Origin of the sequence: Streptomyces tendae (assembly GCF_014650435.1) — a bacterium.
Lineage (GTDB): Bacteria > Actinomycetota > Actinomycetes > Streptomycetales > Streptomycetaceae > Streptomyces > Streptomyces tendae.
This window is the reverse complement of sequence record NZ_BMUY01000001.1, coordinates 873,405-886,478: the sequence shown is the minus strand read 5'-3', so window position 1 is coordinate 886,478 and position 13,074 is coordinate 873,405. Positions and strand designations below refer to the sequence as shown.

At 73.1% G+C, this 13,074-nt stretch carries 6 protein-coding genes; 1 reads left to right on the top strand and 5 read right to left on the bottom strand.

What is annotated here, in order from left to right; genetic code table 11:
- Positions 1 to 89 precede the first annotated feature (89 nt).
- Positions 90 to 3,905, top strand: a complete 3,816-nt coding sequence (locus IE258_RS04075) for a multifunctional oxoglutarate decarboxylase/oxoglutarate dehydrogenase thiamine pyrophosphate-binding subunit/dihydrolipoyllysine-residue succinyltransferase subunit (protein WP_189738952.1) — start codon at positions 90 to 92, stop codon at positions 3,903 to 3,905.
- A 94-nt stretch (positions 3,906 to 3,999) separates the two neighbouring features.
- On the opposite strand, the gene fxsT is transcribed toward IE258_RS04075, so the two are convergent.
- From fxsT to IE258_RS04050, 5 genes are all read right to left on the bottom strand, one after another.
- Complete coding sequence (gene fxsT, locus IE258_RS04070; RefSeq protein ID WP_189738949.1) at positions 4,000 to 6,999, bottom strand: FxSxx-COOH system tetratricopeptide repeat protein; 3,000 nt, start codon at positions 6,997 to 6,999, stop codon at positions 4,000 to 4,002.
- Between the two features lie 76 nt (positions 7,000 to 7,075).
- A complete protein-coding gene (locus IE258_RS04065) occupies positions 7,076 to 8,284 on the bottom strand; it encodes an aKG-HExxH-type peptide beta-hydroxylase (RefSeq protein ID WP_189738944.1) in 1,209 nt (402 codons plus the stop codon).
- Complete coding sequence (locus IE258_RS04060) at positions 8,281 to 8,556, bottom strand: hypothetical protein (protein WP_189739329.1); 276 nt, start codon at positions 8,554 to 8,556, stop codon at positions 8,281 to 8,283. The genes IE258_RS04065 and IE258_RS04060 overlap by 4 nt, the downstream gene beginning before the upstream one ends.
- A 91-nt stretch (positions 8,557 to 8,647) precedes the next feature.
- Positions 8,648 to 11,953, bottom strand: a complete 3,306-nt coding sequence (locus IE258_RS41685; protein WP_189738942.1) for an SAV_2336 N-terminal domain-related protein — start codon at positions 11,951 to 11,953, stop codon at positions 8,648 to 8,650.
- Between the two features lie 7 nt (positions 11,954 to 11,960).
- The gene (locus IE258_RS04050; protein WP_189738939.1) at positions 11,961 to 13,043 is read right to left on the bottom strand and encodes an AAA family ATPase; all 1,083 of its coding nucleotides are present in this window, start codon (positions 13,041 to 13,043) and stop codon (positions 11,961 to 11,963) included.
- Between the last annotated feature and the right edge of the window lie 31 nt (positions 13,044 to 13,074).

Genomic DNA, 13,074 nt, shown 5'->3' with positions numbered 1-13,074 from the left:
GGGCCCAGTCTGACCTTCCGGGGCCGGTAGGCGTAGCCTTGATTCCCGCTGTCCACCATCTTGTGAAGCGGAAGAGGGCGGTTCTCGCCGTGTCGCCACAGTCCCCCAGTAACTCGAGCATCTCGACCGACACCGACCAAGCGGGCACCGCGGGAAAGAACCCCGCGGCCGCGTTCGGTGCCAATGAGTGGCTCGTCGACGAGATCTATCAGCAGTACCTCCAGGACCCGAACTCCGTGGACCGAGCCTGGTGGGACTTCTTCGCCGACTACAAGCCCGGAGCGGCGGCCCAGCCCGCCGCCGGCACGGTGACCACGGACTCCGGCAGCACGCCGCCGGCCGCCCCCGCCGCGCAGGCTCCGGCCCCGGCCCAGCCGAAGGCCGCCGCCCCGGCGCCCGCCCCCGCCAAGCCCGCCGCTGCCGCCCCCGCGGCTCCGGCCGCTCCGGCCACCAAGCCCGCCGCCGCGCCGGCCAAGCCGGCCGCCAAGCCGCAGGCCAAGGCAGCCGCGCCCGCCAAGGACGCCGGCACCGCCCCCGAGGGCCCCGAGCTGGTGACCCTGCGCGGCCCGGCCGCCGCGGTCGCGAAGAACATGAACGCCTCGCTGGAGCTGCCCACGGCCACGTCCGTGCGCGCGGTCCCGGTGAAGCTGCTGTTCGACAACCGCATCGTCATCAACAACCACCTCAAGCGCGCCCGGGGCGGGAAGATCTCCTTCACGCACCTGATCGGCTACGCGATGGTGCAGGCCATCAAGGCCATGCCGACGATGAACCACTCGTTCGGCGAGAAGGACGGCAAGCCGACCCTGGTCAAGCCGGCCCACATCAACCTCGGCCTCGCCATCGACCTGGTCAAGCCCAACGGCGACCGCCAGCTGGTCGTCGCGGCGATCAAGAAGGCCGAGACGCTGAACTTCTTCGAGTTCTGGCAGGCCTACGAGGACATCGTCCGTCGCGCCCGCGACAACAAGCTGACGATGGACGACTTCACCGGCGTCACGGTCTCCCTGACCAACCCCGGCGGCCTCGGCACCGTCCACTCCGTGCCGCGCCTGATGCCCGGCCAGTCGGTCATCCTGGGCGTCGGCTCCATGGACTACCCGGCGGAGTTCCAGGGCACCAGCCAGGACACCCTGAACAAGCTCGGCATCTCGAAGGTCATGACGCTCACGTCGACCTACGACCACCGGGTCATCCAGGGCGCCGCCTCCGGCGAGTTCCTTCGCCAGGTCGCCAACCTGCTGCTCGGCGAGAACGGCTTCTACGACGAGATCTTCAAGGCGCTGCGCATCCCCTACGAGCCGGTCCGCTGGCTCAAGGACATCGACGCCTCGCACGACGACGACGTCACCAAGGCCGCCCGCGTCTTCGAGCTGATCCACTCCTACCGGGTGCGCGGCCACGTCATGGCCGACACCGACCCGCTGGAGTACCAGCAGCGCAAGCACCCCGACCTGGACATCACCGAGCACGGGCTCACCCTGTGGGACCTGGAGCGCGAGTTCGCGGTCGGCGGCTTCGCCGGCAAGTCCCTGATGAAGCTGCGCGACATCCTCGGCGTGCTGCGCGACTCGTACTGCCGCACCACCGGCATCGAGTTCATGCACATCCAGGACCCCAAGCAGCGCAAGTGGATCCAGGACCGCATCGAGCGCTCGCACACCAAGCCGGAGCGCGAGGAGCAGCTGCGCATCCTGCGCCGCCTGAACGCCGCCGAGGCGTTCGAGACGTTCCTGCAGACCAAGTACGTCGGCCAGAAGCGGTTCTCCCTGGAGGGCGGCGAGTCCGTCATCCCGCTGCTCGACGCGGTCATCGACTCGGCGGCCGAGTCCCGCCTGGACGAGGTCGTCATCGGCATGGCCCACCGCGGCCGGCTGAACGTGCTGGCCAACGTGGTCGGCAAGTCGTACGCGCAGATCTTCCGCGAGTTCGAGGGCAACCTCGACCCGAAGTCGATGCACGGCTCCGGCGACGTGAAGTACCACCTGGGCGCCGAGGGCACCTTCACCGGCCTGGACGGCGAGCAGATCGCGGTCTCGCTGGTCGCCAACCCCTCGCACCTGGAGGCGGTGGACCCGGTCCTGGAGGGCGTCTCGCGCGCCAAGCAGGACATCATCAACAAGGGCGGCACGGACTTCACCGTCCTGCCGGTGGCGATCCACGGCGACGCGGCCTTCGCGGGCCAGGGGGTGGTCGCCGAGACCCTGAACATGTCGCAGCTGCGGGGCTACCGCACCGGCGGCACGGTCCACGTCGTCATCAACAACCAGGTCGGCTTCACCGCCGCCCCGGAGTCCTCGCGCTCCTCGATGTACGCCACCGACGTGGCCCGCATGATCGAGGCCCCGATCTTCCACGTGAACGGCGACGACCCGGAGGCCTGCGTCCGCGTGGCGCGGCTCGCCTTCGAGTTCCGCCAGGCGTTCAACAAGGACGTGGTGATCGACCTCATCTGCTACCGCCGCCGCGGTCACAACGAGACCGACAACCCGGCCTTCACCCAGCCGCTGATGTACGACCTGATCGACAAGAAGCGCTCGGTGCGCAAGCTGTACACCGAGTCCCTCATCGGTCGCGGCGACATCACTCTGGAAGAGGCCGAGCAGGCGCTGCAGGACTACCAGGGCCAGCTGGAGAAGGTCTTCACCGAGGTCCGCGAGGCCGTCTCGCAGCCGGCGTCCGCGGAGCCCGCGGAGCCGCAGGCGGAGTTCCCGGTCGCCGTGAACACCGCGATCACCGCCGAGACCGTCAAGCGGATCGCCGAGTCCCAGGTCAACATCCCCGACCACATCACCGTGCACCCGCGGCTGCTGCCGCAGCTGCAGCGCCGCGCGGCGATGGTCGAGGACGGCACGATCGACTGGGGCATGGGCGAGACCCTCGCCGTCGGCTCGCTCCTGCTGGACGGCGTGCCGGTCCGGCTGACCGGCCAGGACTCGCAGCGCGGCACCTTCGGCCAGCGCCACGCGGTCGTCATCGACCGTGAGACGGGCGACGAGTTCACCCCGCTGCTGTACCTGTCCGAGGACCAGGCCCGGTACAACGTCTACAACTCCCTCCTCTCCGAGTACGCGGTGATGGGCTTCGAGTACGGCTACTCGCTGGCCCGCCCGGACGCGCTGGTGATGTGGGAGGCGCAGTTCGGCGACTTCGTCAACGGCGCGCAGACGGTCGTGGACGAGTTCATCTCCTCGGCCGAGCAGAAGTGGAACCAGACCTCCGGCGTCACCCTCCTGCTCCCGCACGGCTACGAGGGCCAGGGCCCGGACCACTCCTCGGCCCGCCCCGAGCGGTTCCTGCAGCTGTGCGCGCAGAACAACATGACGGTCGCGATGCCGACCCTGCCGTCGAACTACTTCCACCTCCTGCGGTGGCAGGTGCACAACCCGCACCACAAGCCGCTGGTGGTCTTCACCCCGAAGTCGATGCTGCGCCTGAAGGCGGCGGCCTCGAAGGCGGAGGAGTTCACGACGGGCCAGTTCCGCCCGGTCATCGGCGACGACTCGGTCGACCCGGCCGCCGTCAAGAAGGTCGTCTTCACCGCCGGCAAGGTCTACTACGACCTGGACGCCGAGCGGAAGAAGCGCGGTCTGACGGACACGGCCATCATCCGCATCGAGCGCCTGTACCCGCTGCCGGGTGCCGAGCTCCAGGCGGAGATCGCCAAGTACCCGAACGCCGAGAAGTACCTGTGGGCCCAGGAGGAGCCGGCGAACCAGGGTGCCTGGCCGTTCATCGCGCTCAACCTGATCGACCACCTGGACCTGGCGGTCGGCGCCGACGTCCCGCACGGCGAGCGCCTGCGCCGCATCTCGCGGCCGCACGGCTCGTCCCCGGCCGTGGGCTCCGCCAAGCGGCACCAGGCCGAGCAGGAGCAGCTGGTGCGTGAGGTCTTCGAGGCCTGAGCCCGCACCGCCTGACCGACCGAAGAGGCCGGCCCCGTGTCCCGGGGCCGGCCTCTTCGCGTCGGTACTCGTGCCGTGGCTCGCCTGCCGTCGCTCAGCCGAGGTGGGGTTCGAAGTCCCAGTAGGGCCGGGTGCGCTGCCGGGCGGAGAGCGTGTGCGGATGCTGGGCACCCAGGGTCCGGGTCAGGGCCAGCAACGCGTCCTCCTCCAGCTTGCCGGCCTCCTCCTGCTCCCGGGCGGCCCGCAGATCGGCGGCCAGGGCCACCTGGCAGGACAGGGTCAGCGGGTGCTCGCCGCCCAGCGTGCGATGGGCCCGGCGCACCGTGTCCCGGCCGAGTTCCACCGCGTCGGCGATCCGCCCGTTGAAGTTGCGCGCGCCGGTGGCGCACAGGGCGCAGCCGAGCACCCAGGGGTGGTCGGCCCCCAGAGTGGCGGTGAGGCCGGCCAGGGCCGCTTCGAACATCGCCATGGCCTCGGCCCGCTCGCCGGCCGCCTGCATGACCAGACCGGTGTTGGCGAGCATGCCGGTGGCGACGGGATGGGCGGGCCCGAGCAGCGCCCGGTAACCGGCCTCGGCCTCCTCGATGAGCTCGCGGGCGTGACTGAGGTCGCCGTGTTCGCGGAGGTAGTTGCCGTAGTTGGTGAGGAGCGCGAGGGTTCTGTAGTGCTCACGGCCGTGGACCTGCGCCAGCTCGTCGAGCAGGCTCGCCATCTCGGGGCCGATGTCCTGGGTGGGACCGCCCCCTCGACGCCGGCTCATCACCAGCTGGGTGCGTGCTGCCAGAGTCTGCGGATGCTGAGGACCGAGCACCTGCACGTGCAGCCGGACCGCCGGCTCCTGGCGGGCGAGCGCGTCCCGGTAGCGGCCGAGCAGGCGCAGGTCGTGGGTGACGGCACTGGACGAGTTGAGCGTGCTGATGTGCCGGACCCGCAGGACACTCTCTCGGATGCCGAGGTTCTCCAGGTCGAGTTCGTACGCCTCGGTGAACCGGCCGAGCAGGCGCAGGCTGACGCCGAGGTTGTGCCGGGCGACCATCGTGGCGGACTCGTTGGGGCCCAGCAGGCGCTCCGTGCCGTCCAGGACCTGGCGCTGGAGCTCGTATGCCTCGTCGTACCGCCCCAGGTGGCGCAGGCAGTTGCCCATGGCCCCCTTGGTGGTCAGCTCGGACAGCGTGTTGTCGTCCGGCCCCGCCTGCAACCGCTCCAGGATGCCCCGGTCGAGGTCGTACGCCTCACGGAACCGGCCGCTGGCCCGGACCATGTTGCTCTCCTCCCGCGCCAGGTTCAGCATCGGCTGCGAGAGCGACGGCAGGAACCCGGCCCAGCGCTCGCGAATCCGCCGGGCGAGATCCAGACCAGTGGTGTACTCGCCACTGCGGCGGCAGTAGCGCAGGCAGTTGAGCACCGTCTCCTGGACGCGGGGCCGGGTGCTGTCGAGCGCTCCCGAGGGCTCCAGGTGCGGCAGCAGCTCGGCGTACCGGGGCCAGTTCCGGCTGTCGAGCGGGTTGTCGGGATCCGCCTCGGCCAGCAGGGTGCGCACGGCACGGCGGTAGCCGTCGCGCCGGTCGTCCCCGGTCAGCTTGGAGACGATGTCGTGGACGAGACGGTGCATGTGCACCGACTCCTGGTGCGGACCCATCTCCATGCCGACCGGGCCCCGGGTCTCGCGGGTGAGGACCGAGTAGTTCACCAGGGTGTCCAGGGCCCGGGACCAGGCGGGCAGATCCGCCGTCATCCAGCGCAGGTCCTCGGAGAGATCGGCGTGCGGGTAGGCACGGATGAGTCCGAGCGGGATACGCCCGGGAGCGAACGACGTGCAGAGGCCCAGCACGTCGATGACCTGCGGCTGTTCACGGCGGAACCGGTTGAGCAGTATCGACCAGGAGGTCATGGACGACTGCGGGAAACCCGCTCCGGCGACCGGTTCGTCCACGGTGGAGAGTCTGCGCTCCCGCACCATCCGCAGGTACTCGGACACCTCCATACCGGACTCGCCGAGCCAGGAGGCGGCCTGCACCAGCGGCAGCGGTACGTCGCCGAACTCGGCGGCGACCTCGTCCGCCTCCGCCGCGCTGATGTGGCCGGCCCGGCGCATCAGATAGCCGACGGACTCCGCGCGCGCGAAGCCGGGAACCTCCACGACCTCGGTCCGCTCGCTCCAGGCGCGGTTGCGGGAGGTGACCAGGACGTGACCGGCTCCCTGTGGAAGCAGGGTGTCGGCGCCCTCGGTCTCGTCCCAGCCGTCGAAGACCACCAGCCACTTCTGGTGCGGGGCACCGCGTCGCAGCGCGTTTCGTACGGCGCGGATGCGTTCGCCCGGTTCACTGCCGCTGCGCAGGCCCAGTTCGACGGCGAGTTCACCGAGGCGGTCGCGCTGGATGTTGCGGTCGTCGGAGTTGACCCACCAGACCACGTCGTAATCGGTGCTGAAGCGGTGCGCGTACTCGGCGGCGACTTGGGTCTTGCCGATGCCCGACATGCCGAGCAGCGTGCAGGTGGCCGCTCCGCGCTCGGCGTCCGCGAGGCACTGGTGGATGGTGGTGAGCAGGTCGTCCCGGCCGGTGAAGCGCGGGTTTCGGCGAGGCACCTCGCCCCAGATCTCGCAGCGCGCGTCGGGGAAGCGGACCTGGGTGGCCGAGGTGCGCGGGGCGCGCAGCGGCGTCAGGCCGAGCCGGGCGAGCAGCCGCTCTTCGACCGCCTCCTCGCTCAACTCCCAGAGGCTGGCCGGTTCCAGTACGGCGGTGGCGGGCAGCAGGGGCCGGTTGGTGAGGTTGACGGCGGCGAAGCGGTCGGCGTGCGCGGCGACGAAGCCCCGCAGGACGTCGTTCCACTCCCCCGGCGGACGCGGTCCGAGCTCGAAGAACCAGTCGTCGAGCACGAGAAGCACCCGCCCGCTGGCCAGCAGCAGGTCACCGAGGGAGTCCTCCAGCGGGATCTCACGCGGAGGATCCCAGCGCTGCAGCGTGGTCCGGTGGCCATGGCGTCCCAGACACTGCTCGATCCACGCCGCCCACGAGCGGTGGTACCCGGGGAAGACCACCAGGATGTGCTCGGAGGCCGTCGCACCGCCCCCGCCGAACCGCTGTTCCGCCATCTCCGCTCCCACTTCCCGCCGCGTCCGCCGCGCCACACGCCACGCTAACGCAACGCGGTCACTCCCATACGTTCCGTCATGTCGAGTTTCGGTCCGCCACGCCGAGATGCTCGTGGTGGCTCCGCATTTCCCGGACGAACCCCCGTCCCGCACAAGTCAGTTCATCGGATTCACGCAGTACGGACAAGGCTTCCGCGACCTCTTCCCGCGACCTCGCGAAACGTTCCGCGGCCCGTCGCCGCCAGTCGGCGGGTACGGCGACGGCACGAGCCGCCCGCGACCACAGGTCGAGCAGCGCGAGGTGGGCGTACGCGCCCTGGAGGACCGCCGGGACGGGACGGGGGTCCGACCGCCAGGCCACCCGATGCAGGGCACCGCCCGGACGGCACAAGGGGACGACCTCGTCGAGGGCCGCCAGCTTGGTGTGGTGGCTCTCGTGCACCAGCGTCTCCACCAGCTCCGACGCGTCGGCGGGCAGCTGGGTCAGCACGGCGCCCGGGGCCGCGCGGAGTGTCGCTCCGGTCGGGAGTCCTTCGCCGCGTCCGTCGGCCAGCGGTACCACGGCACGCACCAGCGCGTCGGTCTCGGCGCCCCGGCCCGGGTGGGTGGCCGCCAGCAGCGCGCGGGCCAGCCGCCACCGCTCGGTCCACTCCCGCTGCTCGGTGCGGACGTGGTCGACCGCGGGAACGGCTGCCGCCCCGATGCCCCGGGGTGGCACGCGGTAGGGGTCCAGGTCGTCGAGGACCGCCGTACCGCCGGGCAGTTTCCGCAGCGGGGACCAGCCGGCCCGCTCCGTGAGCCGCAGGGTCCCGTCCCGGCTGCTCACCCGGGCCCGCCCGGACGGGCACCCCAGCACGCCCAGACCGGGCAGCGCCAAGCGGCCCGAGGGCACCGCGCGCGTTCCGGACGGGGGCCGGCCGGCCCGGACGGCGGCGGCGACGGCGACGCCTCCCAGGTGGGCAAGACGCGCCTCGAAGGCCGCCCCGGTCCCAGCAGCGAGGGCCTCCGCGAGCCAGGCACCGACCGTGGGGTAGTCGAGGACGCCACGCACCGCGGCGGTGTCGGCCCGCTCCGCGCGCTCCAGCAGTGCCCAGTCGTCCTCGAAGTCCCGGTAGGCGGCCGGGGACAGCGAGGCGCGCTGCCGTTCGACCCGCACCAGGAGGGCCTTGAGGAGCAGCATGCGACGCGCGTGGATCGCGGCACGCAGTGCCGCCGTCGTTTCGGGTGTGGGGCAGGTTCTGGCGAGTGCGGCGAAGACGTCGGACGGAACTGCCGCCGAAGTCATTCCCTGGACACCCAGGACCGTGTCGACTCGGCAAGTTGGGCCGAAAACGCGCCCTCGCCAGGGTCCTCCGGTGCCAGGTCGTCCTCGCCGTCGCTGTTCCAGACCTGCTGGAACTCGCCGGGAACCGACAGCACCCGGTCGACGGCCGCGATGAGTTCCGGATCGTCCATGGCACGCAATGTCCTGAGGTCGGCGTCGGCGAGCCCGGTCAGTGCACCGGCCGGCCCGACGCCCCTGCCGCGGCCGGGCGTTCCTTTCCCCTGGTCCGCCACCCTCGGCTCCTCCTCGCCCACGTCCGTCCCGCCCCCTCGCAATGGTTGCCCAGTTCTTCCCGACCGGCCGGAGACGGAAACCCTTCAGGGATCAACTGCGCGCAAACTCGGCCTGGTTGTCCCGCTGCTCCCAAGAGTGCCAAGACGGTGAGAAACGCCTCCACTCCTCGTCCGACATGGACCGTGCCGGGGCAGGAGGTGTCCGTCCCGCCGCGAGGTCGTCCTCCGCACGCCGCGTCAGCTCCACCTCGGCCCAGTCGACCTCGCGCAGAGCCCCCGTGAGCCGCTGCCACTGCTCCCGCGCCGCCCGGTAGGCCGCACCGGCCGCGCTCGGGCGGCCCAGCAGCACCAGTACCGCCCCGCGCCCGTGCCGGGCCCGCGCCACCGTCACCGACCCCGGCCCGTCCGGGTGCGCCTCCCGCGCCGCGCGCTCGGCGTTCTCGTACGCGTGCAGCGCCTCGAAGAGCACGGGTGCGCCGGCCCGGTACCACCCTTCGAGCCGCACCCTGCCGAGCTGCAGCCATGCCTCGGCCCGTACGCCCACGTCGGCCGCCGCGCGCACGGCCTGCCCCAGCAGGTGCCGGCTCTCGAACAGGTCGGGCAGGAAGCCCAGGTGCCGGAAGCGCTGGGCGAGGGCGCTGCCCACCAGCGCCTGCAACCGGCCGCGCTGCGCGGAGCGGGCGGGCAGGTCCTTGAGGGCCTCCCGCAGGACGGACTCCGCGCGGTCCACGAGATTCGCGCCGTCCCCCCGGGACGCCCTGCGCAGCAGCGACTCGCCCCAGGCGGTGAGGAGCCCGCAGCGTACGACGCTCTCCGGCGGCGCGAGCAGCACGGCCGTCTCGTACGCCTCGTCGGCCTCCTGGGCCTCGCCGGCCCTGTCGTGGAACGCCGCCCGGGCGGCGAGGCAGGGCAGCCGCAAGTCGGGGTCGTCGCCGGCGGCCCGCTCGGCCCGCAGCAGCGCGTCCCGTGTGGCCGCCTCGTCCGCCCCGTCCGCCGAGGCGCCGCGCAGTGCCCGCGCCAGGTCGAGCAGGGCCCGGCTGCGTACGCGGGCGGGGGCGTCGGACTCGTCCAGCAGGGCGCACCCGGGGCGCAGGTCGGCGGCGGCCTCGCCGTGGTGCCCCAGGTCCAGCAGGAGCCGGCCGCGGCGCAGCAGCCGGGCCCGGTGCACGCCCCGCCAGGTCTCGGCGCGCCGGCGTTCCTCGCCGGAAGCGCCCTCCGTGGGCGCGGTGCCCCGGCGGCCGGCGGCGGGCCAGGGGGGCGCGTCGGGGTCCAGGACGGCGAGCGCCGCCGTGAGGTGGGCCGGGTCGCCGGTGACGCGCCACAGCGCGTGCAGTCCGGCGGCGAGTTCGAGCGCGGCCTGCGCCTGCGCGAGGCTGTGTTCGGGCGCCGCACGGTGCGCCGCGGCCAGTTCCTCGGTGGCGGCGGTGAGGAGGTCCGCCCGGCGCTCCGGCGCGCGGCCCGCCACCGTGTCGGCCTCGGCGCGCAGCACCCGGCCGAGGACCAGCCGGGCCCGTGCGCCGTCGCCCTCGTCGGGTGCCGTGGCGGCGTCGGCCGCGGCCCTGGCGGCCGCCCGCACCGCGGCCTCGGCGTGCTCCCGCGCCCGGTGGAGCACGTCCGGGTCGGCCAGCGTCCGCCACTGCCCGAGCAGCCGCTCCGCCTCCGTCAGGGGCTCGGGCGTGACCAGGTCGGGCAGGTAGAAGCGCAGCACCCGGGCGGGCACGCGGGCGAACAGCTCGGCCTCGGCGCTGTCCCCGGCGTTCGGTCCGAAGTCGTCGTCCGTGCGCGACTCGGCGTCGACGGGCCCGGCGTCGCGCCCGGCGAGACGGACGGCGGCCAGCGCGGCGAAGTTGCGGGTGCCCTTGCCGAAGCGGCGCTCCACGTAGTCCGAGCAGTGCTTGAGGACCAGTCCGGCGGTGTCCTGGTCGAGGGTGGAGAGCAACAGGTCCTGCACCCGGCCCGGGTAGGTGAAGCACGGCTGCTCCCCGGTGCCGGGCAGCCGGCGCAGCAGCCCGCCCAGCAGGACCTCCGCCAACTCCATGGGGCCGGTGTCGGGCAGCATGGCGCGCTGGACGAGTTGCATCACGGGCAGGGTGAGCGGGGCGGCGGCCAGGTACACGGCGAGGCGCAGCGCTCCCGGCGAGGCGGTCGCCCGGAACGCGCGGACGAGTTCGTCGTCACCGCGCGCGCCCGTGTCGGCAGGGGCCGCCGGCGCGGGGCGGTACGTCGTCCGCGCGGCCCAGGCCCGCTCGCCGGTGGGACCGGTGCCGGCCAGCAGCCGCGCCCAGGTCTCGAACGCCTCGGGTGTCGGCTGGAGCACCGGTACCGCGGTGGCCGGTGCGGCGGTGGCGGCAGCGGCGGGCTCGTCCCACGGCTCGTCGTCCGGGTGGAAGGTGAGGCGCCCGCCGAGCTCGGCCGGCCGGACCAGCAGTCCGGGCTCCGCGGGCAGGGCGGTTCGGCCCCACAGCCGCGGCGGCAGCGGCTGGACGATGGCCAGCGGCGAGGAGCGCGGCCACCGGCGCAGCAGCCGCTGCGCACCGCCGCTCTGCCACAGGGTGCCCACGCAGTCGCTGATGAGCAGGGTGACGGAGCGGCCGGACGGGTCGTGGAGCTCGTCCGGCGAGCGCAGCCGCAGCGCGCGGCCGGGCTCGGCGGCGGGACCGATCGCCGGGCTCCCGGCGGCGTCGGCGTGCAGGTGGTGGACCCGGACGGCGGCGAACGCTCCCGACTGCTGACATGCCTGGCGCAGCTCCTCGACCAGCTGTCCCCACACGGCCATCGCGGGTCCGGTGTCGACCAGGAGACGCATGTCGGACCGCCTGCTGCGGCCCGGCCGCGTCACGGGCAGGACGAAGCCGGTCACGGCGGCGCGCTCGGCGGTCGCCTCCTCGTCGATGCCGCCGTCGGTGTACTCGGTGCCCGCGACCCGGTAACGGCCCAGGGTGCGCAGGGCCTTCTCCAGGCCGAGGAGACCGGGCAGCGCGGAGGCGGCGGGGGCGCGCACCGGGACGGTGACGTGGGTGCCTCCGTCGTCGCCCCTGCGGGTGGCGGTGCCCGCGGTGCGCAGCGGTACCGGGGTGGACGCCCTCGTGCCGGGGGTGGTGCGGTCCGGGGCGGGTGGTGCCGCGCCGTCCGCTGCGGCGGCGGGGTCGGGCGACGCGGGCGGGGTCTCGGACCCCCTCTCCGACGTACTGCCCGGCTCGGATTCGGATCGGGGGTCGGGATCGGGGTCGGGGCCGGGGTCCGGGTCCGTGCTGGGGTCGGGGCGGCCGGCGGCGCCGGGCGGTGCGGCGCCGAGCCGTCGGGCCAGCCAGACGGCGTCCGCGACGTCCTCGGCGGTGACGTCGAGGCCGGCGCGGCGCAGTCGGCCGATCAGCTCCTCCAGCGGCGCCCCCTGCATCGGGCCCTCACCTCGACCGGTCGAGCCGTTGCATGAGCAGGTCCGCGATGCGCTCGCGGGTGAGCCGTTCCGCGTGGGGCGTGTGCTGGGTGAGGAAGAGGGCGTTGAGGAGCTGGTCGGCGGCCATCACCTCGCCCGGTTCCCGGTCGAGGAACCTGCCGATCAGGTCCTGTCCCGCGGCGACCCCCTCCTCGCCGAGGTGCGCCTCGACCATGGCGGTCAGCTGCTCCTCCCCCGGTGGCTCCAACTCGAGCTGGACACAGCGCCTGAGCAGTGGCGCCGGGAAGTCCCGCTCGCCGTTGGAGGTCAGGACGATCAGCGGGAAGTTGGTGCAGGCGATCCGTCCGCCGTGCACCGCCACCCGGCCGCTGTCGTGCGACAGCACCTCGACCACGGGCTGCCGGTCGGCGACGCGCTCCAGCTCCGGGATGGCGAACTCGCCCTCTTCCAGCGTGTTCAGAAGATCGTTGGGCAGGTCGAGGTCGCTCTTGTCGAGTTCGTCGATGAGCAGTACCCGGGGCAGTTCGGAGGGCAGCAGCGCGGTGCCGAGCGGTCCCAGCCGGATGTACGCCCCGATACCCGGATCCCGGTCGGCTCCGTCGGCCCGGCCGTCCGTGGCGCTCCCGTCGGCCGCGCCGTTGCCGGTGCCCGGGTCGCTCCCGTTGCCGCCGGCACCGCGGGCGCGCTCCAACTGGACGTCCTGGAGCCGTCCGATCGCGTCGTAGCGGTACAGACCGTCCTGCAGGGTGGTCCGGCTGACGATCGGCCAGCGCAGCACCCGGCCCAGTTGCAGCTCGTGGGCGACGGCGTAGGCGAGGGTGGACTTCCCGGTGCCGGGGTTGCCGGTGACGAGGAGCGGACGGCGCAGGTACAGGGCCGCGTTGACGGCGTCGACCTCGGCGGGGCGGGGCGCGTAGTTCTCCGCACGGCGGCGGCGGACACCGAGCCGACGGGCGCCGCTGGGGTCCTGGGATCCGGTCGGCGCGCCGTCCTGCGCCCGCGTGAAGTCGCGCCAGGGGGGCGGTTCCGGTAACCGCCGTACGCCGTCGTGCGGCTGACCCACTCCGCGATAGATCCGCCAGTCGTTCACCACGGGCTCCTTCCAGCTCTGGTGATCTTGC